General features: G+C 55.9%; 19 protein-coding genes and 1 tRNA gene. 14 read left to right on the forward strand and 6 right to left on the reverse strand.

The window, feature by feature from the left end:
* Window positions 1-203 precede the first annotated feature (203 nt).
* The 3 genes from lon to IE102_RS14290 all read left to right on the forward strand — a co-directional run bounded on the left by lon (window position 204) and on the right by IE102_RS14290 (window position 3,408).
* Window positions 204-2,600 (forward strand): endopeptidase La, encoded by a 2,397-nt coding sequence (gene lon, locus IE102_RS14280; protein WP_189487808.1) that lies wholly within the window; start codon window positions 204-206, stop codon window positions 2,598-2,600.
* A gap of 299 nt (window positions 2,601-2,899) precedes the next feature.
* The gene (locus IE102_RS14285; protein WP_189487810.1) at window positions 2,900-3,178 is read left to right on the forward strand and encodes an HU family DNA-binding protein; all 279 of its coding nucleotides are present in this window, start codon (window positions 2,900-2,902) and stop codon (window positions 3,176-3,178) included.
* 154 nt (window positions 3,179-3,332) lie between these two features.
* Window positions 3,333-3,408, forward strand: a tRNA-Val gene (locus IE102_RS14290).
* Window positions 3,409-3,523: 115 nt separating this feature from the next.
* Here the strand turns inward: IE102_RS14290 and IE102_RS14295 are convergent.
* Window positions 3,524-4,123, reverse strand: a complete 600-nt coding sequence (locus IE102_RS14295) for a MiaE family protein (protein WP_189487812.1) — start codon at window positions 4,121-4,123, stop codon at window positions 3,524-3,526.
* Window positions 4,124-4,137: 14 nt separating this feature from the next.
* On the opposite strand from IE102_RS14295, the gene IE102_RS17900 reads away from it, so the two are divergent.
* The 9 genes from IE102_RS17900 to rpoC all read left to right on the forward strand — a co-directional run bounded on the left by IE102_RS17900 (window position 4,138) and on the right by rpoC (window position 17,792).
* Entirely contained in the window at window positions 4,138-4,530 is a 393-nt protein-coding gene (locus IE102_RS17900) for an Lrp/AsnC family transcriptional regulator (RefSeq protein ID WP_229807780.1), read from the forward strand.
* A gap of 170 nt (window positions 4,531-4,700) precedes the next feature.
* Window positions 4,701-5,549 carry a flagellin gene (locus tag IE102_RS14305; RefSeq protein ID WP_189487814.1) on the forward strand — a complete coding sequence of 283 codons (849 nt, stop codon included), beginning with the start codon at window positions 4,701-4,703 and terminating at the stop codon, window positions 5,547-5,549.
* A 105-nt stretch (window positions 5,550-5,654) separates the two neighbouring features.
* Window positions 5,655-6,491, forward strand: coding sequence for a flagellin (locus IE102_RS14310; RefSeq protein ID WP_308429931.1), 837 nt, complete (start codon window positions 5,655-5,657; stop codon window positions 6,489-6,491).
* A 343-nt stretch (window positions 6,492-6,834) separates the two neighbouring features.
* Entirely contained in the window at window positions 6,835-7,350 is a 516-nt protein-coding gene (gene rplJ / locus IE102_RS14315) for a 50S ribosomal protein L10 (protein WP_189487818.1), read from the forward strand.
* Between the two features lie 45 nt (window positions 7,351-7,395).
* Window positions 7,396-7,779: a 50S ribosomal protein L7/L12 gene (rplL, locus tag IE102_RS14320; RefSeq protein WP_189487820.1), complete on the forward strand. Its 384-nt coding sequence runs from the start codon at window positions 7,396-7,398 to the stop codon at window positions 7,777-7,779.
* A gap of 83 nt (window positions 7,780-7,862) precedes the next feature.
* Complete coding sequence (locus tag IE102_RS14325) at window positions 7,863-8,327, forward strand: nucleotidyltransferase family protein (protein ID WP_189487821.1); 465 nt, start codon at window positions 7,863-7,865, stop codon at window positions 8,325-8,327.
* Between the two features lie 116 nt (window positions 8,328-8,443).
* Window positions 8,444-9,073, forward strand: coding sequence for a hypothetical protein (locus IE102_RS14330; protein ID WP_189487823.1), 630 nt, complete (start codon window positions 8,444-8,446; stop codon window positions 9,071-9,073).
* A gap of 352 nt (window positions 9,074-9,425) precedes the next feature.
* Window positions 9,426-13,502: a DNA-directed RNA polymerase subunit beta gene (rpoB, locus tag IE102_RS14335; RefSeq protein ID WP_189487825.1), complete on the forward strand. Its 4,077-nt coding sequence runs from the start codon at window positions 9,426-9,428 to the stop codon at window positions 13,500-13,502.
* 105 nt (window positions 13,503-13,607) lie between these two features.
* Complete coding sequence (gene rpoC / locus IE102_RS14340; RefSeq protein WP_189487827.1) at window positions 13,608-17,792, forward strand: DNA-directed RNA polymerase subunit beta'; 4,185 nt, start codon at window positions 13,608-13,610, stop codon at window positions 17,790-17,792.
* A gap of 129 nt (window positions 17,793-17,921) precedes the next feature.
* On the opposite strand, the gene IE102_RS14345 is transcribed toward rpoC, so the two are convergent.
* Together IE102_RS14345 and IE102_RS14350 are read right to left on the reverse strand one after the other, a co-directional pair.
* Complete coding sequence (locus tag IE102_RS14345) at window positions 17,922-18,629, reverse strand: ubiquinone/menaquinone biosynthesis methyltransferase (protein WP_189487829.1); 708 nt, start codon at window positions 18,627-18,629, stop codon at window positions 17,922-17,924.
* A complete protein-coding gene (locus tag IE102_RS14350; protein ID WP_189487831.1) occupies window positions 18,626-19,819 on the reverse strand; it encodes a BaiN/RdsA family NAD(P)/FAD-dependent oxidoreductase in 1,194 nt (397 codons plus the stop codon). Before IE102_RS14350 ends, IE102_RS14345 begins: the two co-directional genes overlap by 4 nt.
* 104 nt (window positions 19,820-19,923) lie before the next feature.
* Here IE102_RS14350 and IE102_RS14355 point away from each other — a divergent pair, with 104 nt between their 5' ends.
* Window positions 19,924-20,229, forward strand: coding sequence for an SCP2 sterol-binding domain-containing protein (locus IE102_RS14355; RefSeq protein WP_189487834.1), 306 nt, complete (start codon window positions 19,924-19,926; stop codon window positions 20,227-20,229).
* Between the two features lie 52 nt (window positions 20,230-20,281).
* On the opposite strand, the gene IE102_RS14360 is transcribed toward IE102_RS14355, so the two are convergent.
* Together IE102_RS14360 and IE102_RS14365 are read right to left on the reverse strand one after the other, a co-directional pair.
* Window positions 20,282-20,968 carry an MBL fold metallo-hydrolase gene (locus IE102_RS14360; protein WP_189487836.1) on the reverse strand — a complete coding sequence of 229 codons (687 nt, stop codon included), beginning with the start codon at window positions 20,966-20,968 and terminating at the stop codon, window positions 20,282-20,284.
* A 72-nt stretch (window positions 20,969-21,040) separates the two neighbouring features.
* The gene (locus tag IE102_RS14365; RefSeq protein ID WP_189487838.1) at window positions 21,041-22,678 is read right to left on the reverse strand and encodes an amino acid permease; all 1,638 of its coding nucleotides are present in this window, start codon (window positions 22,676-22,678) and stop codon (window positions 21,041-21,043) included.
* Between the two features lie 186 nt (window positions 22,679-22,864).
* Here IE102_RS14365 and hrpB point away from each other — a divergent pair, with 186 nt between their 5' ends.
* Window positions 22,865-25,333: an ATP-dependent helicase HrpB gene (gene hrpB, locus IE102_RS14370; RefSeq protein ID WP_189487841.1), complete on the forward strand. Its 2,469-nt coding sequence runs from the start codon at window positions 22,865-22,867 to the stop codon at window positions 25,331-25,333.
* Here hrpB and IE102_RS14375 read toward each other — a convergent pair.
* Complete coding sequence (locus tag IE102_RS14375; protein ID WP_189487843.1) at window positions 25,330-26,121, reverse strand: TrmH family RNA methyltransferase; 792 nt, start codon at window positions 26,119-26,121, stop codon at window positions 25,330-25,332. The genes hrpB and IE102_RS14375 overlap by 4 nt on opposite strands.
* Window positions 26,122-26,125: the final 4 nt, after the last annotated feature.

Here is a 26,125-nt window from a genome sequence, read left to right on the forward strand (position 1 = left end):
TCCGATCTATCCCACATAGAAGTTCAGGCTCATCCACAGCGTGTTCGGACAAATGTCTATCGGATGGGTGCTGAATCACTCTAACCTTGCAGGGCTAGGGATATCGGGCTTTACTGTCTATATAAGTTTGCGCTAACGCAGTGCTTCTTGAGCGCAGATCAGAAGTAATTTTCCGGCTCAGGTTTCCTGATTAGGAGTATGTAATGTTTGATGTTTTGACAATTCCGGTTCTGCCGCTGCGCGACATTGTGGTTTTTCCGCACATGGTTGTGCCGCTGTTTGTCGGCCGGGATAAGTCAGTGCGTGCCCTTGATGAGGTCATGAAGGGCGATAAGCAGATCCTGCTGGCGACGCAAAAAAATTCCTCCGATGATGATCCTGAAGCCGACGCCATCTACGATATCGGCGTTCTGGCCAACGTGCTGCAATTGCTGAAACTGCCGGACGGCACGGTAAAAGTGCTGGTCGAGGGTAAGTCGCGCGTGAAGATCAAGCGCTTTACCAAGACCGACAGCTATTATGAGGCTGAATCCTATGCGCTGGAGCCCAGCCTGTCTGAAGGCCCTGATCTTGAAGCGTTGGTGCGGGCGGTATCTGAGCAGTTTGAAAACTATATCAAGCTGAACAAGAAAATCCCTGCCGAAGCTGTGGCGACTCTGGCTGAAATTTCCGAGCCCGATGTGCTGGCTGATTCTATCGCCGCCCATCTGGTGATCAAGATTGCCGATAAGCAGAACCTGCTTGAGCAGCTTTCGGTCACCAAGCGCCTTGAGAAGATCTACGCCCTGATGGAAGGCGAAATCTCCGTCCTTCAGGTCGAGAAGAAAATCCGCTCGCGCGTCAAGCGCCAGATGGAGAAGACCCAGCGCGAATATTACCTGAATGAGCAGATGAAGGCCATTCAGCGCGAACTAGGTGAGCAGGACGAGGGCAAGGACGAACTGGTCGAGCTTGAGAAGAAGATCAAGGCGACCAAACTGTCCAAAGAGGCCCGCGACAAGGCGATGGCTGAGCTGAATAAGCTGCGTCATATGTCGCCTATGTCGGCAGAATCGACCGTCGTACGCAACTACCTCGACTGGCTGTTGGCCATTCCGTGGGGGGCTGCCAAGACCAAGCCGATCAAGCTTGATAAGGCTGAGGAAATCCTCGATGCCGATCACTATGGTTTGGAAAAGGTCAAGGAGCGCATCCTTGAGCATCTGGCCGTGCAGGCACGTATGGGCACGCTCAAGGGGCCGATCCTGTGCCTAGTTGGCCCTCCGGGTGTAGGTAAAACCTCTCTCGGCAAGTCGATCGCCAAGGCGACCGGGCGCGAATTTGTGCGCATCTCATTAGGTGGGGTGCGTGACGAATCCGAAATCCGCGGTCACCGCCGCACCTATATCGGCTCCATGCCCGGCAAGATCATTCAGTCTATGAAGAAGGCCAAGACCACCAACGCCTTCTTCTTGCTGGATGAGATCGACAAGATGGGCGCTGACTGGCGCGGTGATCCGGCGTCAGCCCTGCTTGAGGTGCTTGATCCGGCGCAGAACTCGACCTTCAACGACCACTATCTTGAGGTCGATTATGACCTGTCCAAGATCATGTTCGTGACGACGGCCAACTCGCTCAACATGCCACAGCCCTTGCTCGACCGGATGGAGATCATCCGCATCCCCGGCTATACTGAGGATGAAAAGGTTGAGATCGCCAAGCGTCACATCCTGCCGGTACTGGCCAAAGACCACGGCTTGTCGGCTGAGGAATGGATCGTGCCGGAACAGGCTATCCGTGACCTGATCCGCTATTACACCCGTGAAGCGGGCGTGCGCTCATTAGAGCGTGAACTCAGCAATCTGGCGCGTAAGACCATCCGTGATCTGGCCAAGGAGAAGGTCACATCGATCACGGTCGATGATGAACGTGTGGCCAAATATGCTGGCGTGCGTAAATATCATTACGGTGCCACCGATGAAGAAGACCTCATCGGCATGGTCACGGGTCTGGCCTGGACGGAATTCGGTGGTGATATCCTCACTATCGAAGCCATCAAAATGCCCGGTAAGGGCGGCATGAAGGTTACCGGCAACCTGAAAGAAGTCATGAAGGAATCGGTCTCTGCGGCCAATTCCTATGTGAAAGCTCTGGCGCCGAAGTTCGGTATCCTGCCGCCGGTGTTTGATAAGACCGACGTTCACGTCCACGTCCCGGAAGGGGCTACACCAAAGGATGGCCCTTCGGCCGGTGTAGCTATGGTCACCGCTATGGTGTCCGTGCTGACGGGTATTCCGGTGCGCAAAGATCTGGCGATGACAGGTGAAATTACCCTGCGTGGCCGGGTGCTGGCGATCGGCGGCCTGAAAGAAAAGCTGCTGGCGGCATTGCGCTCTGGCATCAAGACGGTGCTTATTCCAAAAGAGAATGAGAAAGACCTGATTGATCTGCCGGCCAATGTGAGGTCCGGGCTGGAGATCATCCCGGTATCTCTGGTTGAGGATGTCCTGAAACATGCCCTGACCAAGCCGCTCGAATCTATTGAGTGGGTGGAGCCGGTGGTGGTCGCAGGCGCTGCGGTTGCCGCCATTGATGATCCGGATGCACTCACCGCACATTAAAAGCGCGTCCCCTTAAAGACAGGCCGGTCTGATTCGTGAGAAACAGACCGGCTTTTTTGTGCGCTGCATCACGGAAGTGTAACGATAAGAAAATGGCCGTGAGGTATAAAAAGACGATAAAATCGCCTGAAACCCTTAAAAAAACACGGTTTGCGGTGCACAAACTGCAATTTGGGTTTTGACCTGACGGTTTTTTTGTAGTCTCTATCGGGTTCACCTTTGAGCGACCCTTTGAATATGAGTCGCGGTGATCAAGGGTTAGTTTTAGCAAACCTATACTGATGGTAGGGAGAAGATATATGACGACGAAAGCTGAACTCGTGGCATCGATTGCCGAACAGGCCGGCCTGACCAAAGAGCAAGCCAAAAAGGCACTCGACGCATTTACCGACAGCGTTTCGGATGCTCTCAAAAAAGGCGAAGAAGTCCGTCTCGTGGGCTTTGGCACCTTCCTGGCTGTCAAGCGCGAAGCTGGCACGGCCCGCAATCCGCGCACCGGTGAAACCGTTGCCCGTCCGGCCAGCACGACCGCGCGTTTCCGCGTTGGTGAAGGCCTGAAGTCTGCGCTTAACAGCTAAGACTTATGTGAGACGGTTTTGGCTGCGCGCGCCTCGGATGGGGATAAATGCGCACCAGACCGCTTCAATGACTTGACTTCTGAAGCGGGGGCGGGCAAAGGCTCACCTCCACTTCAGAGACCGCACCGATATACGATGTCATGCGGCCTTAAGGGGGCGATTAGCTCAGCTGGCAGAGCGGCTCGTTTACACCGAGTAGGTCGGCGGTTCGATCCCGTCATCGCCCACCAAAATCTTACTCATGACAAAAGTCCTTCGCTACGCTCAGTGTACTTTGTCATGGGGCTGAACGGAAAAATCAGTTCGAAGCGGGTCTTCGCTGATTTTTTGCTTTTTATTTTAAGTTTATAAGGGCGGGCCGCTGTGGAAGCGGAACTCTGTGTCTGGGTTTAAAATCAAGGCCTGTTCAACCGGACGGATGGCGTTGATGCGCTCGGCGATGTCATCAGAGTCGCCATAAAGATGGGCTAGTTTCAAATAGCCGGTGAAATGACGGCCTTCGCTTTCCAGCAGGCCTTTGTAGAATTTGCTCAGTTCCTCATCCAGATGTGGATAGAGCGCGTGAAAGCGTTCGCACGACCGCGCTTCAATAAAGGCTGAGATCACCAGTATATCAGTCAACATGCCGGGTTCAGTCCGGCGGACCATCTGCCGCAGGCCAGCGGCGTAGCGCGACGCCGAAAGCGTACGCAAAGCCACGCCGCGCTTTTTCATCAGCTTCATGACCTGCTCGTGATGCACCAGTTCTTCGCGGGCCAGCCGTGACATGGCGTTCATCAGCACCTCACGCGTGCAATACTTGGCCATCAGGTTCAGCGCGTTGGTAGCCGCCTTATACTCACAGTTCTTGTGGTCGAGCAGCAGGATGTCCTGATTGGCAAGTGCCGCGTCGATCCAGGCGGCTGGTGTTTCGCTTTGCAGGAAATCATGGATGGCGGGCAGCATGCGCGGACTCTCTTTTGAACGATGCTGATGTGCCAAAGGCCGCAGCAAAACACAAGCCTGAAGCGCGGTTGGAAGACGGAGGTGTTACTGCCAAAAAGTATAGTGGTGATCGATCCAAACCATCCATCACCATCATTGGCGAGGTCACTCTGGAGCGCACTCACATCAGTGAGCTGGATGCGATGCGCAAACGGCTGTCGGTGCCGGAGGTGCAGCAGTGTTACTATGTGACCGGCGACGTTGATTTCGTTCTGGTGGTGACGGTGGCGACCATGGACGAATATGAGGCGCTGTCGCGCAAGCTGTTTTACGAGAATACCAACGTCAAAGTGTTCCGATCTCTGGTCGCGCTGGATCTGGTCAAGGTCGGGCTGGGCGTTGATTTATCAAGGGTCAAATCGACGTAAGTGCGGTAAGACTAAATTAACCAAACTTCATGATAAGTGGTATTATAAGGCGCAAACGCCAAAGGTTTAGTGCCGCAATTTAAGTGACCGCGTAAGTGTATCCGTAATGTCAATTACGGCGTATGGGCAAAATGCCCGTTAATCCTGAACCAGAATGGTAGGGGCACATCGTGTCGAACGTGACCGTCAACACTAATGTCGGGGCTATGGCGGCTTTGCAGTCGCTGAACCGGACTTCGCGCCAGTTCCGGGAAGTCGAAGACCGCATAACCACCGGCCTTAAGGTATCGAGCGCTAAGGATAATGGCGCCGTCTATGCCATCGCCGTTATGCAGCGCTCGGAAATATCATCACTTGATGTTTTGCAGCGCTCACTTGAGCGGGCGACCTCGGTTATAGATGTCGCCATGGGCGCCGGTGAGACGGTCGCCGACGTACTCAATGAAATGAAAACGCGGGTAATATCGGCAGCCGACACCTCGCTGGATACGACGTCGCGCACCGCTATGTCGGACGACTTTCTGGATCTGATCCGCCAGATCTGGCATGCCGTCAAAAACGCGGAATTCGATGGCACCAATCTGATCGACGAAGGCGCTGATGACATGGTCGTGCCGGCCAGCCTTAGTCTGGATACGATTACGGTTCAGGCGCAAAACCTGTCGCTGGGTGTGGATGGGTTGTGGTGGAACATGCCGATTGCGTCCGCGACCCTGCCGTTTACAACCGCGACCGAAGCCGCCGCTTTCATACCGGCCATGGACATCGCCATTGAGCGCATAGGATTGCGATTGTCGGCTCTGGGGACGGCGGCTAAGGCCATAGAAGGTCAGTCGCAGTTTCTCTATAAGCTGCAGGACGCCATGACGGAGGGCGTTGGTAATCTGGTGGATGCCGATATGGCCAAAGAAAGTGCGCGTATGGTGTCCTTGCAGACGCGGCAATCCCTGGGTCAGCAGTCTCTGTCAATCGCTAACCGGGCACCGAACATGGTGCTGGCCCTGTTTCAGGCCGCTTAAGCATAGACCTTAACCGGCTGTTCATGGCGATGTCATAAACTACCAGCAACGCGCGAGGCCGCACGCCTTAATTTAAAATGGAAAGGAGCGCATCCTGTGGCAGGCATGTCGATCCGGACCAATAGAGCCGCCATGACGGCGTTGCAAAATTTAAATGCGACGGCGGCCCAGCTTGCGGCGACCCAAAACCGTATATCGACCGGACTTAAGGTTTCCAGCGCCAAGGATAATGGTGCGGTCTGGGCCATAGCCAATTATCAGCGCTCCCAGATTTCATCGATTGATGTTCTGCAAACCTCGCTCAATCGCGGCAAGTCGGTCATCGATGTGGCGATGGCCGCGGGCGAGTCGATCTCAGACATTTTCACCCTGATGAAAGAGAAAGCACTGGCGGCATCGGATACGTCGATTGATACGACCGCGCGGGCGGCCCTGTCAGAAGAGTTCATGACCCTGGCCAAACAGGTGGATCGCATATCCAAAACGTCTTCGTTTAATGGTACTAGTCTGATCGGTGCCGGTAATCAGAACATCAGCGTGCTTGCGGGGCTTGGCGGGGACACCATGACCATTAGGGCGCAGGATATGTCTCTGGCGGGATTATGGGGCAGTGTTCCGGGGCATGGGGCGGTAACGCTTGGGCCGATCACATCGGCGGCCGATGCGCAAAAGTTCATAGACGCCACCAATTTTGCGATTAAGACCACCAGCCTTAGTCTGGCAAAAATGGGCACGGATTCAAAGATGCTGGATCGCCAATCGACCATGCTCTATAAAATTCAGGATGCCATGGAAGCCGGGGTCGGTAACCTGGTCGATGCTGATATGGCCAAGGAAAGCGTCAAGTTACAGGCGCTCCAGACCAAAATGCAGTTGGGGATCATGGCGTTGTCGATGGCGAACCGAAGCTCCCAACTTATCCTTGAACTGTTTCGGCGTTAAAAAGACCGGATACAGGCTTGCATTTTCAGTGAGTTGCTTGTAAAGGCAGCGCTCCGGCGTGGAAATTCATTTCCACTCCGTTCTGTCCGAGACCTTCGGGGAGCAGGGGCCACCTGTTCCATAAACTTCCGGGAGCCCCCGGAGACCGAAAATAGACGGGACGCGACACGCCATCAAGATTGCACGATTTCCTGTATTAAAGGAAGCGCGTGCGGCCCTTGGGTGATTAGCTTCTCATCATGGACAGTGACAAACCGCATTGAGGCAACTCAGCGCGAATTTGTCGTTTGTTACGTTTTTCGGGAATTCCCCTGAAAAGCATCACCTCAATTGGAGGCCGCAAATGGACCGCGCACAAAAAGCCAGTTCGATCGAAGAGCTTAAAGGCATCTTCGCTGACTCAGGCGTCGTGGTTGTGACCCAGTATTCGGGTCTGACCTTTGTGGAAATGGCTGAACTGCGCAACCGTCTTCGTAAAGAAGGCGCTGTGCTTAAGGTGTTTAAGAACCGTCTGGCTCAAAAAGCTCTGGCCGATGGCGCTGGTGAAAAGGCTGAAGCCCTTTTCAAAGGCCCTGTCGCTCTGGCCTATGGTCCCGACCCTGTGACTGCCGCTAAAATTGCCGCTCAATACGCCAAAGAGAATGACAAGCTCAAGCTCATTGGCGCCATCATGGGCAACGATGTTCTGAACGAATCCGGCGTGAAGGCCCTGGCCACACTGCCGTCGCTCGACGAACTTCGCGGCAAGCTTATCGGTCTTATTCAGGCGCCTGCGACCCGTATCGCTGGCGTTCTGCAAGCACCGGCGGGTCAATTGGCGCGCGTTTTCAACGCGTATGCGACCAAAGACGCCGCTTAATCAGCTCATACCACTCACAAACCTATACCCTTTAAAGGAAATACAATGTCTAAGATTGAACAATTGGTCGCCGACCTGTCCACCCTGACCGTTCTCGAAGCTGCTGAACTGTCGAAGGCTCTTGAAGAAGCATGGGGCGTTTCTGCCGCTGCTCCGGTTGCCGTTGCTGCTGCTGGTGGTGGCGCTGCCGCTCCGGCCGAAGCTGCTGAAGAGCAAACCGAGTTCACCGTTGTCATCGTTGACGGCGGCGACAAGAAGATCAACGTGATCAAGGAAATCCGTGGCATCCGTTCGGACCTCGGTCTGAAAGAAGCCAAGGATCTGGTCGAAGGCGCGCCTCAGAACGTTAAAGAAAACATCTCCAAGCAAGAAGCGGCCGAAATCAAGGCAAAGCTTGAAGCTGCTGGCGCTAAGGTTGAAGTTAAGTAATTTAGGCTTTGGCCATATTGCTTTAAGCATTCAGGCTCGAAGGGAAACCTTCGGGCCTGTTTTCGTTATGGGCGGAGTGAGATATGACACAGGCGCTTTTGCGTACGTTCGATTTCCTCAGTGAGGTCATGCCGCGTGAGCCGGCATGGCGGGTCATAGGGTCTGCGGCCCTGTGGCTGAGCGGTGTCCCGGTTGTACCTCTGCCCGCAGATGTCGATGTAGTGGCACCGTTTGAGGTGATTGAGGGCGTGCGCAAAGCTCTACAGGTGTCATTGCCGGTCGCATCCAGACCTGATGAGCGCTTTCGCTCTCATCCGTTTTTTCAATACAAGCCTGATGGCGGGGTTGTGATTGATTTCATGGGCGATCTGGAAGTTTTCAGCGGTGAATGGAGTTGCTTGCATTTTGAAAGTTGCGTTTCGATCGGCGAAATTTTCGTGCCTGACCTGCATGAGCAGGTTACTATTATGCGTCGGTTTGGCCGACCGAAGGATTTACAACGGATTGAGACGGTTCAGGTTTTCTTGAGTGACTCGTCCTTTGGATGATTTTTAACCATATTGACAGGGCGTTTTCATCCGCTACTCTGTGGATAATTCGGGTGGCGGCAACGACCTGTGAGGGGTTGATAGGGCTGTCGGGATCGCCATGTGGGAGGCGGGCCGTGATAACTTTTAAAAAGCAAGTTAAGTCAGCGATTAAGCGGTTTGTGGCCACACCCTATTTCCTTGGGGTGCTTATCTTTATGTTTGGGGCATGGATTGCCTTATCCAGTAACGCTTTGGGGGCGGCGACGGTTTTTTGCGGGCAGGGGTGGTTCCGTCCGGTTTGCGCCTATGGCGGGTTGGCCGGTGTGGCGTCACCTACCGAAGAACGGTTCTGGGTGGCGGCTTCATCACGCGTGGACGGGGAGGGTTTGCGCCAGTATCTGCGGATTTACCCGGACGGTGAGTTTGCCCGTGAAGCCGCCCTGCGCCTGCAAACCTGCCGCCGTGTCGAGCGTGAGAACTGGGACGGTGAGGAAAAAACCCTGCCCCTGATGGTCATGACGGCTCTGGTGCCTTCAGTTTCGCAAGTGGCGGCCAAGGATATTGCCATAGCGTCGGGGAAAACCGATGCGGCGGTCATGTGCCGGAACTACGAGGCCGGTCAGTACCGGCTCAGAAAGTCAGATGTCCGGCCTGAGCACTGGAGCTGCTCGGCGCGCGGGCGGGGCGTGGTTTGTGGATTTGAAGGCGTCGCGGTCTGTCAGGTTCAGACCCGCTTTGTCGAGGTTCATGAGGACTGCACATGATTTCAGTGCGGCTTTCGCGACCTGAAATTTTAATTCTTGACATTTTCAAAAAATATTGAAGATGCCCTCTTCACAGGCGGGGATAAGTGCGCTATGGCGTGCTCTCTTGGATTGCGACTCGTTTTGCGTTTCGCGCATCCTGCGAATTTACCTGATGGCTGACATTATGCTCTTTTCGTCGGCGAAGGGTTTGGCTTAGATCGCAAAGCCATAAAAACAAAGCGTCTGAGGTGATTTATCGCTTCATAAAGAGCGGACGCAAGGCAACTTTTACATCCTTTGGGATGTGACGACACCTTGAACCCCCGGATGTTCTGCATCCGAAATACAGCGTTTCCACGCAAGGACAAAAATGGCGCAGTCTTTTACTGAAAAGAAGCGGATTCGGAAATCTTTCGGCCGTATCCCTGAAGCTATTCGTATGCCGAACCTGATCGAGGTTCAGCGCTCATCTTATGAACAATTTCTGCAACGCTTCGTCCGCCCGGTCGAGCGCATTGATGACGGCCTGGAGGCTGTTTTCAAGAGTGTGTTCCCGGTCAAGGATTTTAACGAACGCGCGACGCTGGAATATGTGTCCTATGAGTTCGAAGAGCCCAAGTACGACGTTGAAGAGTGTATCCAGCGCGATATCACCTATGCTGCACCGCTGAAGGTCAAGCTGCGTCTGATCGTGTTTGAAACCGACGAAGATACCGGCGCCCGCTCCGTTAAGGACATTAAGGAGCAGGACGTTTACATGGGCGATATCCCGCTCATGACCGATAAGGGCACCTTTGTCGTCAACGGCACTGAGCGCGTTATCGTCTCCCAGATGCACCGCTCTCCCGGCGTGTTCTTCGATCACGATAAGGGCAAGACCCACTCTTCGGGTAAGCTGTTGTTCGGTGCACGTATCATCCCTTACCGCGGTTCGTGGCTCGACTTTGAATTCGATGCCAAGGACGTGGTCTATGTCCGTATCGATCGTCGCCGTAAGCTGCCGGCGACCACCTTCCTGCAGGCGCTTGGCCTTGATGGCGAAGAAATCCTCACGACCTTTTACGATGTCGTGCCCTATGAGAAAAAAGATACCGGTTTTGTCACGCCTTATAAGGCTGAGCGCTGGCGCGGTGTGAAGCCGGAGTTTGACCTGGTTGATGCTGATACCGGCGAAGTGATCGCTCAGGCGGGCACCAAGATTTCGGCCCGTACGGCTAAGAAGCTGGCTGACGGTGGTGTGAAATCGTTGCTGCTGTCTGAAAATGCCCTGAACGGTCGTTATCTGGCGCGTGACGCCGTCAACTTCCAGACCGGTGAAATCTACGCCGAAGCCGGTGATGAGCTTGATGCGGTTGCCATCAAGACGCTCGAAGAAAACGGTTTCTCGACCGTGGACGTGCTTGATATCGACCATGTCACGGTTGGGCCTTACATGCGCTCAACCCTGCGCGTCGATAAGAACTCGTCGCGCGAAGACGCTCTGTTTGACGTTTACCGCGTCATGCGTCCGGGTGAGCCGCCCACCATCGAAGCGGCTGAGGCTATGTTCAATAGCCTGTTCTTCGATATGGAGCGTTACGATCTGTCCAGCGTCGGTCGCGTCAAGATGAACATGCGTCTTGAGCAGTCGGTGGCCGATGATGTCCGCGTCCTGCGCAAAGATGATATCCTGAGCATCCTTAAGATCCTTGTCGGTCTGCGCGATGGCCGCGGTGAAATCGACGATATCGACAACCTCGGTAACCGTCGTGTCCGTTCGGTCGGTGAATTGCTGGAAAACCAGTACCGCGTCGGTCTGCTGCGTATGGAGCGCGCCATTAAGGAGCGTATGTCGTCGGTCGATATCGACACCGTCATGCCGCATGATCTGATTAACGCAAAGCCAGCGGCTGCCGCCGTGCGTGAATTCTTCGGCTCATCGCAGTTGTCGCAGTTCATGGACCAAACCAACCCGCTGTCGGAAATCACCCATAAGCGCCGTCTGTCGGCCTTGGGCCCTGGCGGTCTGACCCGTGAGCGCGCGGGCTTTGAAGTCCGCGACGTTCACCCGACCCACTATGGCCGTATCTGCCCGATTGAAACACCGGAAGGCCCGAACATCGGCCTGATCAACTCGCTGGCTACCCATGCCCGTGTCAATAAGTACGGCTTTATTGAATCGCCGTACCGTAAGGTCATTGACGGCGCGGTGCAGGAAGAGGTCGTCTACATGTCGGCCATGGAAGAATCCAAGCACACCATCGCTCAGGCGAACGTGCCGATCATCAAAGGCCATCTGGGCGACGATCTGATGACCGTCCGTATCAACGGCGATGTCACCCTGTCAGGTAAAGACCAAATCGACTATATGGACGTGTCGCCTAAGCAGGTGGTATCGGTCGCTGCGGCCCTGATCCCCTTCCTTGAAAACGATGACGCCAACCGCGCCCTCATGGGCTCGAACATGCAGCGTCAGGCCGTGCCTCTGGTCAAGGCGGACGCTCCGTTCGTCGGCACCGGCATGGAAGAAGTTGTGGCCCGCGATTCCGGTGCTACCATTGCTGCCCGCCGCACCGGTGTGGTTGAGCAGGTGGATGCGACCCGTATCGTGGTTCGCGCTACCGAAGAAACCGATCCGACCAAGCCGGGCGTTGACATCTATCGCCTGTCGAAGTTCCAGCGCTCGAACCAGAACACCTGTATCAACCAGCGCCCGATCGTAAAGGTCGGCGACAAAGTGGTCGCTCATGACATCATTGCTGACGGTCCATCGACCGACCTCGGTGATCTGGCTCTGGGCCGTAACGTGCTCGTGGCCTTCATGCCGTGGAACGGTTACAACTTCGAAGACTCGATCCTGATTTCCGAGCGCATCGTGCGTGATGACATCTTCACTTCTATCCACCTGGAAGAGTTTGAAGTCATGGCCCGCGATACCAAGCTTGGGCCAGAAGAAATCACCCGCGACATTCCAAACGTCGGTGAAGAAGCCCTGCGTAACCTCGACGAGGCCGGTATTGTGGCCATTGGCGCCGAAGTTCAGCCAGGCGACATTCTGGTCGGTAAGGTCACGCCAAAGGGCGAAAGCCCGATGACGCCGGAAGAAAAGCTTCTGCGCGCTATCTTTGGTGAAAAGGCGTCTGACGTGCGCGATACCTCGCTTCGTCTGCCGCCGGGTGTTGCCGGTACGATCGTTGAAGTGCGTGTGTTCAACCGTCACGGCGTTGAAAAAGACGAGCGCGCGCTGGCGATTGAACGTCACGAGATTGAGCGTCTGGGCAAGGACCGCGATGACGAACTGTCGATCCTTGAGCGCAACATCTATGGCCGTCTGAAGGACATCGTCCTCGGTAAGGTCGCCATTTCCGGGCCGAAGGGCATGGGGCGTGGTGAAATCACCGAAGAGAAGCTGGCTGAGGTCTCCAAAGGCCTGTGGTGGCAGATCGCCCTCGAAGACGAAAAGATCATGGGCGAGCTCGAGGCCATGAACCGTCAGTTCACCGAGGCGCGCAAGCGTCTGGACCGTCGCTTTGAGGACAAGGTTGAAAAGCTGCAACGCGGTGACGAACTGCCGCCGGGCGTCATGAAGATGGTCAAGGTCTTCGTGGCCGTGAAGCGCAAGCTGCAACCGGGCGACAAGATGGCCGGCCGTCACGGCAACAAGGGGGTTATCTCCAAGATTCTTCCTGTCGAAGACATGCCGTTCCTCGCCGATGGTGAGCACGTTGATATCGTGCTGAACCCGCTGGGCGTGCCGTCGCGCATGAACGTCGGTCAGATCTTTGAAACCCACCTCGGTTGGGCCTGTGCTAACGTCGGCAAGCAAATCGCCAACCTGCTCGAAGACTGGCAGAATGGCGGTCAGAAGCAGGCGTTGATCGATCACCTGCGTGGTGTCTATGGTCAGGAACAGGAGCTTCCGGATACGGAAGAAGGCCTGATTGAACTGGCTAAGAACCTGTCGCGCGGTGTGCCGATTGCAACCCCGGTCTTTGATGGCGCTCACATTGACGACATTGAAGATATGCTGGAGTTTGCCGGTCTTGATCGTTCCGGTCAGTCGATCCTGTTCGACGGTTTGACGGGTGAGCAGTTCAAGCGTCCAGTCACGGTTGGCATCATCTACATGCTGAAGCTGCACCACCTGGTCGACGACAAGATCCACGCCCGTTCTATCGGGCCATACTCGCTCGTCACCCAGCAGCCGCTGGGCGGTAAGGCGCAGTTCGGCGGTCAGCGCTTCGGGGAAATGGAGGTCTGGGCTCTGGAAGCTTATGGTGCCGCCTATACCCTGCAGGAAATGCTGACCGTCAAGTCGGATGATGTCGCCGGTCGTACTAAGGTTTATGAAGCCATCGTCCGTGGCGATGACAGCTTCGAGGCCGGTATCCCGGAAAGCTTCAACGTCCTGATCAAGGAAATGCGATCTTTAGGTCTAAATGTCGAGTTGGAGAATGGTCAGGGCTAACCCTCAAAAGGGTAATCCTTAAAAGGGGCAGGGGAACCTGCCCCGCCATCACCTGATCGACCTTTAATTTTAGGGGTGCCCGAGGCACCCACATGGAGCAACTGGATGAACCAGGAAGTCCTCAATATTTTCAATCCGGTACAGGTCGCCCCGACCTTCGACCAGATCCGCATCACTCTGGCGTCGCCCGAAAAGATCCTGTCGTGGTCGTTCGGTGAGATCAAGAAGCCGGAAACCATCAACTACCGCACGTTCAAGCCTGAGCGTGATGGTCTGTTCTGTGCGCGTATCTTTGGCCCGACCAAGGACTATGAGTGCTTGTGCGGTAAGTATAAGCGCATGAAGTACAAGGGCATTATCTGCGAAAAGTGCGGCGTGGAAGTCACCCTGTCGCGCGTTCGCCGTGAGCGTATGGGCCACATCGAACTGGCCTCTCCGGTGGCGCACATCTGGTTCCTGAAATCACTTCCGTCGCGTATTTCCATGTTCCTCGACATGGCGCTTAAGGACGTTGAGCGGGTTCTGTACTTTGAAAACTATATCGTCACAGAACCGGGCCTGACCGCGCTTAAGCTCAACCAGCTTTTGACCGAAGACGAATATTATCGCTGTCAGGAAGAATTCGGCGACGACAGCTTTACGGCTGAGATCGGTGCCGAAGCTATCCGCAATATGCTGATGTCGATGAACCTCAGCGAGATTGCCGATAAGCTGCGTTCGGATCTGGCCGATAATCCTTCGGAAATGAAGGCCAAGAAGGCGTCCAAGCGTCTTAAGCTGATCGAAGCGTTCATGGAATCGGGCAACAAGCCTGAATGGATGATCCTGACGGTTGTGCCGGTCATTCCGCCTGAGCTGCGCCCGCTGGTGCCGCTGGATGGTGGCCGTTTTGCGACCTCCGACCTGAACGATCTTTATCGCCGCGTCATCAACCGGAACAACCGTTTGAAGCGCCTGATGGAGCTGCGTGCGCCGGACATCATCATCCGCAACGAAAAGCGTATGTTGCAGGAATCGGTTGATGCCCTGTTCGACAACGGCCGTCGTGGCCGTGTCATCACCGGCGCCAACAAGCGTCCGCTGAAATCCCTGGCCGACATGCTGAAGGGTAAGCAAGGTCGCTTCCGTCAGAACCTGCTCGGTAAGCGCGTCGACTATTCGGGTCGTTCGGTTATCACCGTGGGCCCGGAACTGAAGCTGCACGAGTGTGGTCTGCCCAAGAAAATGGCGCTGGAACTGTTCAAGCCGTTCATCTATGCGCGTTTGGATGCCAAGGGCCTGTCCGGCACCGTCAAGCAATCCAAGCGTATGGTCGAGCGTGAGCAGCCGCAGGTTTGGGACATCCTCGAAGAGGTTATCCGCGAACATCCCGTCATGCTGAACCGCGCCCCGACGCTTCACCGCCTTGGGATTCAGGCGTTTGAGCCCAAGCTGATCGAAGGCAAGGCGATCCGTCTGCATCCGCTCGTCTGTTCGGCCTTTAACGCCGACTTCGACGGTGACCAGATGGCTGTCCACGTCCCGCTGTCGCTGGAAGCTCAGCTCGAAGCCCGCGTCCTGATGATGTCGACCAACAACATCCTGTCGCCGGCCAACGGTAAGCCGATCATCGTGCCGTCGCAGGATATCGTGCTGGGTCTCTATTATCTTTCGCTCGTGAAAGAAAAAGAGCAGGGCGAAGGCATGATCTTTGCCGACCTGAACGAAATTCAGGCCGCCCTCGATGCCGGTGTTGTCTCCATGCACGCCAAGGTCAAGTGCCGCTTCACCGAAGTCGATCCTGACGGCGAAACCCGCACCCGTGTCATCGACACGACGCCGGGCCGCATGAAGATTGCCGCTCTGCTACCGCGTCACGCCTCGATCGGTATCCGGGTTCTGGAAAAGAACCTTACGAAAAAGGAAATCGGCAATCTGATCGACGTGGTGTATCGCCACTGCGGCCAGAAGGCGACCGTGATTTTCGCTGACCAGATGATGGCGCTGGGCTTCAAAGAAGCGGCGCGCGCTGGTATCTCGTTTGGTAAGGACGACATCGTTATTCCGGATTCCAAGAAGGGGATCGTCGAAGAGACCCGTAATTTGGTCGAAGAGTACGAGCAGCAATATGCTGACGGTCTGATCACCAAGGGTGAGAAGTACAACAAGGTCGTTGACGCCTGGTCAAAAGCGACCGACCGCGTGTCTGACGAAATGATGAAGGAAATCAGCCGTAAGCACCTCAATGCTGATGGTACTGAAAAAGAGATCAACTCGATCTACATGATGGCCAACTCTGGTGCTCGTGGCTCGCAGGCCCAGATGAAGCAGCTTGGTGGTATGCGCGGCCTTATGGCCAAGCCATCGGGCGAAATCATCGAAACGCCGATCATTTCGAACTTTAAAGAAGGCCTGTCGGTTATGGAGTACTTCAACTCCACCCACGGCGCCCGTAAAGGTCTGGCCGATACCGCGCTGAAGACGGCGAACTCCGGTTATTTGACCCGTCGTCTGGTTGACGTCGCTCAGGACTGTATCATCATGGAGCCGGATTGCGGCACGACGAAGGGCATTACGCTCCGCGCCGTGGTCGAAGGCGGTGACGTGCTGGTATCGCTGGGCGCACGCGTTCTGGGCCGCACCACGGCTGAGGACATCAAGGACGTGGCGACGCAGGAAGTTGTGGTCGAAGCCGATACCTATGTCGACGAAGAAGTGGTCGAGCTTATCGAAGCTTCGGGCGTTCAGTCGGTTAAGGTGCGCTCGGTCCTGACCTGTGAAGCGGAACTCGGTGCCTGTGCGGCCTGCTACGGTCGCGATCTGGCCCGCGGGACACGCGTCAATATGGGCGAAGCGGTCGGCGTCATTGCGGCGCAATCGATCGGTGAACCCGGCACGCAGCTTACCATGCGGACCTTCCACATCGGCGGTACCGCTCAGGTGGCCGAGCAGTCGTTCTATGAAACGACAGCAGACGGTGTGATCAAGCTGACCGGCGGCAACACGGTTAAGGGCACCCATGGTGACCTGATCGCCATGAGCCGTAACGTCATGATCACGGTTCACCATGATGGTAAAGATCGTGAAACCTATAAGGTGCCTTATGGCGCGCGTCTGCGTATCGTGGACGGTTCCGAGGTCAAAAAAGGCCAGCGTCTGGCGGAGTGGGACCCCTATACCACCCCGATCATCACCGAAGTCGGCGGTAAAATCCGGTTTGAAGACCTCACTGACGGCATGTCGGTGCGTGAAGAAACCGACGAAGCTACCGGCATCACCAACCGCGTGGTCGCTGACTGGCGTGCCTCTCCGCGTGGGTCTGACCTGCGTCCGGGCATGGGCATTGTCGATGATGCGGGCGCCTATAAGCGTCTGGCCAACGGCACTGAGTCGCGTTACCTCCTGCCGGTCGGGGCTATTCTTTCGGTCGGTAACGGTGATGAGGTGCGTCCGGGTGAAATCCTGGCGCGTATCCCAACCGAAGGTGCCAAGACCCGCGACATCACCGGTGGTCTGCCGCGCGTCGCCGAACTGTTCGAAGCTCGCCGTCCGAAAGACTGTGCTGTCATCGCCGAAATGGATGGCCGCGTAGAGTTTGGTCGTGACTACAAGAACAAGCGCCGTATCAAGATCACGCCGGAAGATGGTTCAGAAGCCGTCGAATTCCTGATCCCGAAAGGCAAGCACATCTCGGTTCACGATGGTGACTTCATCCAGAAGGGTGACTACATCATCGACGGTAACCCTGATCCGCATGATCTGCTGCGTATTCAGGGCGTTGAATCCTTGGCTGAGTATCTGGTCAACGAAGTTCAGGACGTTTACCGTCTGCAAGGCGTGCCGATCAACGACAAGCACATCGAAGTCATCGTGCGTCAGATGCTGCAAAAGGTGGAAATCCTTGAGCCGGGCGATACCGGCCTGATCAAGGGCGATCACCTGGATAAGACCGAGGTTGACCTTGATAATGCCAAGACGGAAAAGCGCGGTGGCCGTCTGGCGGTAACCCAGCCGATCCTGCTCGGTATCACCAAGGCGTCTCTGCAAACGAAGTCGTTCATTTCGGCCGCTTCGTTCCAGGAAACGACCCGCGTCCTGACCGAAGCTTCGGTCAACGGCAAGGTCGATACTCTGGACGGCTTGAAAGAAAACGTCATCGTCGGTCGTCTGATCCCGGCCGGTACGGGCGCTTACCTGCGCTCGCTCCAGCGCATTGCGCTTAAGCGTGATGAGCAACTGGCTCAGACCCGCGAAGAGACAATGGAACCGCTACCGGCGGAAATCCTGCTCGAAGCCCCGGCTGGCGAATAACCAAGGTGTTAACACCCTGGACCCGGGAACTGGCGTATTGAACGCCATTGGGTAAGTCATAAAAAACCCCTGAGTGTCTGCACTCAGGGGTTTTTCGTCTCTAATGTTTACAAGGTCTGGCTGCCGCCATTAGTATGGCTTCTGTGCCTTATGAATGGCGACTATGCCCAATGTCAGAGGGCGAAAGCTAACAGCTTCAAACCCCTTGTTGCGCAATTGGTCTGCGAACTCCGGGCCATCCGGAAAGTCATGGATGCCACGCAATAAATAACTATAGGCCGATGGATCACCCTTAGCGATGATGCGACCCATAACCGGCAGGCACATGTTCATATAGGCCAGATACATTGCCTGAAGCGGGGGCCAGCCTATGCGCGACGCCTCAATATTGAGAAAAATACCGCCGGGTTTAAGGCAGCGAAATAATTCGCTTAACGCCCGATCACGGTCGATAATTTTCATACCGAACGCCATGCTGATCACATCATAGCGGTTGTCAGGAATATCGCGCATATCGCAGGCATCGACAATTGAGAATGCCGCATTGTATTGGGTCAGTTTTGTGCGCGCCACGTCCAGCATGGGCGCACAAATATCCGTCACATCAACACGACCTGAGCGAACCCCTGATTTTAGAACTCGCGCCGGAATATCACCTGTGCCGGAGGCGAGATCGAGCCAGTCACCGCTGACTGAGGCGACTTCCGCCGCAAAGGCCCGCTTCCATAGCCGTTGAATGTAAACGCTAAAATAGTCGCAATAACGGTCATAATCCTCGGCAATACGGGCGAAGACGTTGTCATCAGCGGGTTCAAAGCGCGCGGGGTTGTCCGTCATATAGCCTGACCGGCCGCCCAGCCCGATGACCACGCCCATTGGAAGTTATAGCCACCCAGCCAGCCGGTGACATCGAGCGCTTCGCCCACGAAGTATAGTCCCGCACACAATTGGCTTTCAAAGGTCTGCGAAGAGATATCCTTGGTGTCGATGCCGCCGAGCGTGACTTCGGCCGTGCGGTAGCCTTCGGTGCCGTCTGGGATCAGGCTCCATGGCTGAATGTGGGACAATATACCCTTGATCTTCACATCGGACATATCCGCGATCTTGGTCTCGTTCGTTTCAGCACTAAGACCCTGAGCGGCCATGATTTTCTCTGCCAGACGACGCGGCAGGATTTCAAACAGGGCCGTGTGCAGAGATTGGCGGGTTTTGCGCTTAGCCCGGAACCACTCCATCAGATCCATATCAGGGCGAAGGTCGATCTCAAGCGTTTGGCCCATCTGCCAGTAGTTGGAAATTTGCAGTATAGCCGGGCCGGACAGGCCGCGGTGGGTGAACAAAAAGCCGTCTTCAAACTTGGTCTTGCCGACTTTAACGCGCGCCTGCATCGACACACCGGCCAGACCCAGAGCCTGAAGCTTATCTGGGCTCAGGGTCAGGGGCACCAGTCCTGCCCGCATCGGGGTGATAGTGTGGCCGAACTGCTTGGCGGTCTCATAGGCAAAGGGCGACCCCAGTTTCGGGATCGACAGACCGCCGGTGGCGATGACCACCTTTTTAGCGTTGACGGTTTCATTGGTCGTGGTGATTTCAAAACCGGCGTCGTTTTTAGTAATCGCGGTGATGGCCGTTTGCAGCCACAGTTCGCCGCCATTATCGCGCAGTTCATTAAGCAGCATGTCGATGATGTCCATCGCGGACTCATCACAGAACAACTGCCCCTCGGTCTTTTCATGATAGGCAATTTTGTGGCGCTCGACCATGCTTACGAAATCGCGCGGTGTGTAGCGCTTTAAAGCCGAAATGCAAAAACGCGGGTTTTGCGACAGGTAGTTGTGCGAATGGGCGCGCAGGTGGGTGAAGTTACAGCGCCCACCGCCGGAGATGCGAATCTTTTCGGCCGGGGCGTCAGCCTGCTCCAGCACGACGACTTTTTTTCCACGTTTCGCGGCTTCGATGGCGCACATGAGGCCTGCGGCACCGGCACCAATAATGGCAGCATCATAGTATTTTGGGGAAGAGGACATGAAATCTCAAAAAATTGCGACGCCTTACGCGGCGTCATACTTGTTCTGCCGAAAATCCGGCGTAAGGTCGCAGCCACCTATATAAGCCTGTTCAGGAGGATACCATGTCCGATTTGGCCACCATCACAGAAAAAATCAAATCTTCGGTCGGAGAGGACTCCGGTTTGGGGAAAATCGTCAAGCTAGACTTCGGTGATGCCGGTAAAATCCTGATTAACGCCGCTCAGGTGCCCAATGTGGTCAGCAACGACGATGGCGCGGCTGATACCACGGTCATCATCGGACTGGATGATCTGATCGCTATGGCCAAGGGCCAGCTTGACCCGATGATGGCCTTCATGCAGGGCAAGATGAAGATCCTTGGCGACATGAGTGTCGCGCAGAAACTGGCGCCGTTGCTGAAGGGCTAAGCGCATTCCAAAAAGTGTTAGCGGTTTTTGGATCAAATGCGCGTCTGAAAAACTAACCCGGCCCCGACGTATTGGCTTTAGAATGAGCAATCACCCGATCCGCCACATATGGGTTTGACTGACGCTCCGCATGAAAGCTCGACATTGGGCCGTGTCCAGGTACGAATTGCACATCCCCCAGCGGCCACAACCGCGTGGTAATAGCGTTGATTAGATCAGCGTGATTGCCGCGCGGAAAATCCGTGCGGCCAATTGAGCCCTTAAACAGGACATCACCGACCTGTGCGAAATTCGACGGCCGGTGGAAGAAAACGACATGGCCGGGTGTGTGGCCGGGGCAGTGATAAACTTCCCATTCAGTTTCGCCCAGTGTGACCGTATCGCCGTTTTCCAGCCAGCGGTCGGTTTCAAACACCCGCATACCTTCTACGCCGTAGCGCTGACCGGCTTCGGGGATACGATCAATCCAGAACTGATCGTCACGGTGAGGGCCTTCGATCGTCGCCCCCGTGCGTTCTTTAAGCTCCGAAGCGCCGCCAGCATGATCGGCATGGCCGTGGGTGATCCATATCTTATCGACGCTCAACCCGCGCCGGTTGATTTCCCCCAGCACAGCCTCAAGGTCACCGCCCGGATCGATCACCGCGCATTTGTTGGTCTTCGTACACCAGACGACTGTGCAGTTTTGCTGTAGCGGGGTGACGGGCGCGACAAACAGGCGGATAGGGGCATCGGACACAGGCGGACTCCTAAAGAAAAGGCCTCTGTGTTCTAAAACACAGAGGCCTTAAACTCTACAGGAGATTACATCCTATTTCTTATCGTCGATATTGCCGCGGAACGCATCGGCCGGAGACGACAGATCGGTGTCTTCGGTGATGTCGATGCCCTTAGACAGCTTCGAGTGCCAGAAGCCGTAAGCGGCATAGATGATCGCGCCGACAATGGCGTAGCACACCAGAATGGTCAGCGGCAGAGTGTTGCCCTTCATGGCATGGTCAATCATGGGCGAGAAGTTCTGCCAAGCCAGGAACAGACAGGACAGGATGCCTAAGACCGCCGTAAAAATCCCGCCAGGTACGCGGAAGGGACGCTCCATTTCGGGGTGCTTGATGCGCAGATAGATCACCGACAAACACACGATCGAGAAGGCAACCGCAGTCCCCAGCGAGACTAGATCACCCAGAAGGCTGATCGGCAGGAACGAGGCGGCCACCGCAACCATGATCCCCAGCAGTATGGTGCCGAGCCAGGGGGTGCGGAACTTATCGTGGATTTTCGAGAATACGGCGGGCAACAGGCCGTCACGCGACATGGTGTAAAAGATGCGGGTCTGGCCAAAGCACAGCACCAACATAACGGATGAGAGACCTGCAACCGCACCGACCTTGATCAGCAGGCTGATGGCGTTCATCTGGCCGCTTTCGACGAACGGCCACGGGAAGTTGGCCCAGGTCAGCGCCATGCGGTCGATAGCCACCGCGATGGGGGCGGGGCTGGCCAGTTCCAGATAGGGGACAACGCCGGTCATGACGGCCGCCACCGCCATATAGATGACCGTACAGATGACCAGTGCGCCCAGAATACCGACGGGTACGTCACGGCTTGGGTTCTTGGCTTCGGCCGCAGCCGTTGAGACGGCTTCGAAACCGACATAGGCGAAGAAGATGATAGCGGCACCGCGGAAAATACCACCTACGCCAAACTCACCCGGATTGCCGGTGGCGGGCGGAATGAAAGGATGCCAGTTGTCGGGGTTGATATAGGTTACGCCGACCGCGATAAAGGTCAGCAGCACGATGATCTTCAATACCACAATGAAGTTGTTGACGTTGGCCGATTCGCTGACGCCCAGAACCAGCAGGCAGGTCACGGCGGCAATGCCGATGGCGGCGATCAGGTTGAATGTGCCCGACAGCATCATGGTTGTGTGACCACCATCATCGGTTACGGCGCGCACCAACGGGGTTGCCCACATGGTCGCCGGGTGGTCAGTCCCCCCCGCGAGCACCGGCAGATGCACCCCGAAATCGCCAAGCAAACTGACCACATAGCCTGACCAGCCGACCGCCACGGTAGAGGCGGCAATCCCGTATTCCAACACCAGCAGCCAGCCCATGATCCAGGCGAAGACTTCGCCCAGGGTTCCGTAGGCGTAGGTGTAGGCCGAACCCGATACCGGCATGGTTGACGCCAGTTCGGCATAACAAAGGCCGGCCAGCGCGCAGGCAATCCCTGCCACAACGAAGGATAACATGATCGCCGGACCGGCATTGGCCGACGCCACCTGACCGGTAAGAACGAAAATGCCGGCGCCAATAATGGCGCCGACACCGAGCGACATCAGATTAATCGGCCCAAGCGTGCGCTTGAGCGGACTTTTGGCCGCTTCTTTTTGGATATTGGCAATCGACTTTTTCTGGAACAGCCGACCAAGGTTGTTGGACATGAGACCCCTCGCATGGTGCCGCCATTTTCACTCGCGGCATAAAACGCTAAAGGCATGACGTTAATGTCACATTTTCAACTAAGCAACAGCTATTTGCGGGAAGATTTCACCAGCTAACAGCCAAGTTTAATGAGAAATTAGCCTGCGCGTGACATTTGGCGGAAAATTCTGCTAGGGAGGCGAATTATGTTGCCTGTCGAAGAGATATATTCGCCGCTTAAGGCGTATCTGCAAACCCGGACCACGGCCCTGATTATCGCGCCGCCGGGGGCAGGTAAGACGACGGGGATACCTCTGGCCTTGCTGGATGAAGAGTGGCTTAAGGGCCAGACCCTGATTCTGCTGGAGCCGCGGCGGCTGGCGGCGCGGGCAGCGGCGGCGCGAATGGCAGAAACCCTGGGCGAATCTGTCGGGGAAACCGTGGGGTTTCGGGTGCGCGGTGAAAGCCGGATTGGCCCTAAGACCCGCATTGAAGTCGTCACCGAAGGCATATTTTCACGCCGCATCGTCGATGATCCGGCGCTTGAGGGGGTGGGCGGCGTCATCTTCGATGAGTTTCATGAGCGCAGTCTGGATGCCGATCTGGGGCTGGCCTTTGCGCGCGATAGCCAGACGCTTTTACGGGATGATCTAAGGCTTCTTGTCATGTCGGCAACACTGGATGGGCAGCGGGTAGCTGAGGTACTGTCTGATGCCCAAACCTTTCATTCCGAAGGTCGCGCCTATCCGGTCACGACCCACTATCTGGGCCGGGATCAAGGCCAGAGACTGGAAGATGATATCGCCCGCCATATCTTAAGGTTACAATCTAAGCTTACGCCCGAACAGGCTGAAACTTTGCTGGTTTTTCTGCCAGGTCAGGGTGAGATTCACCGCGTCGCCAGCCGGTTGGAAGAAGGCGGGCTGCATAGTCATATCGAGCTTTGCAAACTCTATGGCGCGATGGATATCCGCGATCAGTCTGCCGTTTTACGCAAAAACACACCGGGGCGGCCGAAGATCGTATTGGCGACCGCCATTGCTGAAACATCCCTGACGCTGGACCGGGTGACTATGGTGATCGATAGTGGTGTATCGCGACTGGGGCGTTATGATCCGGCGCGTGGGACGATGCGGTTCGTGACCGAACGGGTGACCAAGGCGTCTGCCGATCAGCGTCGCGGTCGTGCGGGCCGGACACAGGCCGGGGACTGTTACCGGTTGTGGGATAAAGAGCAGGATTTGTCGTTAATACCGTTTGCGCGACCGGAAATTCTGGAAACTGATCTGTCACGGCTGGTGCTGGATCTGCGCATGTGGGGCGCACGCTCGACCGAGGGTTTGAGCCTGCTCGATCATCCCCCTGAAGGCGCCATGGCTGAGGCGACACGGTTGCTGCAGGCCTTGGGCGCGCTGGATGACAAGGGCGATCTGACGACACATGGGCGTTTGATGTCGCAGCTACCGATGTCGCCACGTCTGGCCAATATGCTGCTGCATGCGGCTAAGGAAGGGCATGCGAGCAGAGGTGCGGCCCTGGCCGCTCTGCTGTCGGAGAATGGCTTAGGCGGGAAATCGACCGATCTGGAAACCCGGCTTGAGGGCTTAAGCCGTGACAAGACACCCAAAGCGGTTCAGGCGCGTAGTCTGGCGCAGAACTGGACACGTCTGGCAGATAGTTTGATTAAAAAAGAAATTAAACAAACGGATGTCCGTAAAAACTCAGCCTATCTGTTAGCTGAAGCCTTTCCCGAACGCATCGCCAAGGCGCGAGGTAAGGCGGGCGAATTCGTCATGGCTAATGGCCGTGGTGTCTATGTCGATGAAACCGATCCCTTAGCCAGATCGTCTTATCTGGCCGTCGGTGATCTGGGCGGCGGCAGTGCGCGTGATCGGATATTGCTGGGGGCGCCACTGACCGCCGATGAGATTATGCGTCTGTTCGCAGACCGGCTGGAAACGGCCGCGGTTATTGAGAAAAGCGCTGGCGGTAATTTCCGGGCTTTTGAGCAGGTGCGGTTGGGGCAGGTCGTGCTGTCCTCCAAACCTATGGAACGCGTCCCCACAGAATTATTAGTGAAAGTTCAAGCTGAGGAGATAAAATCTAAAGGACTGAAAGCGCTGAAATTTTCGGATCATGCGGAGAGTTTGCGTCAGCGCGTGCAGTTTTTGCGAAGTGATGATCCTGCGTGGCCGGATATGTCGGATGCGGCCTTGCTGCAAACCCTTGAGGACTGGCTTGGGCCCTATGCCGGCGGGCGACCGCTGCTTAATCTTACGGCGCATGATGTCATGCAAGCGCTAACCAGTTTGCTCAGCTACGAACAGCAACGAACTCTCGATGCGCTGGCACCCGAAAGCCTGCGCCTGCCGACAGGCAACGGGGCGCGCATCGATTATGGTGCCGAAGGCGGCCCGCGGGTTGAAGCGCGGGTGACGGAGTTTTATGGCACGGCCCGTCATCCGACGGTTGGCGTCAACAAAACGCCCCTGACCCTTGCCCTGTTGTCGCCAGCCCATCGCCCCATCCAGATTACCAAGGATATCGTTGGTTTCTGGGACGGCTCCTGGCCGGAGGTGCGCACTGAAATGAAAGGACGCTACCCCCGTCACGTCTGGCCCGAAGACCCAAAATCGGCACAGGCGACCGCACGGGCTAAACCGCGTGGTACTTAAACTTCGGTGGCCGCATAGATCATAATGCCGGTCGCCACTGATAAATTAAGGCTGTCGGCGCGGCCACGCATCGGGATCTTGACATGGGTGTCGCAGATGGCGGCAACTTCTGGGCTGAGACCGGACTGTTCAGTGCCCATGAGGATCAGGGTCGGCCGCTGATAGGGGGCGGAACGATGATCGTGGGTGGCGGTCAGCAGGGTGCCCACGATCGATCCCGTCCAGCGCGCACGATCAGCTATAAATTCGGCTTGAGTACATTTGACAATTGGCAAGGCAAAGATTGAGCCCATAGTGGCGCGCACCGTTTCGACTGAAAACGGGTCAACACAATCACCTATGAGAATCACCCCGCCAATACCTGCGGCATCAGCCGTGCGGATAATGGTGCCGAGATTGCCGGGGTCGCGAACCTGCTCAAGCGCCACCCAAACGTCGTTGTCCTTGGGGTTGATATCACTAAGAGTTTTGATCTGTTGTGCGAAGACCGCAATAACCATTTGCGGGTTATCCTTGCGGGATATTTTTTCTAATATTTCGCGGGTGACTTCAAGAACCTGACCACGCGCTTTAAGCGTCTGGTCAATGGCACGGGTCAGAAGCGGATGGCGGTCAGCGTCTTTGCCATAGACCAGAATTTGCGGTGAGAAACCCTGATCGAGCGCATCAATAATTATCTTCAAACCTTCGGCCAGGAACTGCTGCGTTTCCTCACGCGTTTTGCGCATATGCAGGGCGCGGATATCTTTTATGGTTTGGTTGGTAAGCGAAGTAATCTCTTTTATCATGGCC

This window comes from Asticcacaulis endophyticus (assembly GCF_014652575.1).
In the GTDB taxonomy this organism is placed as follows: domain Bacteria; phylum Pseudomonadota; class Alphaproteobacteria; order Caulobacterales; family Caulobacteraceae; genus Asticcacaulis; species Asticcacaulis endophyticus.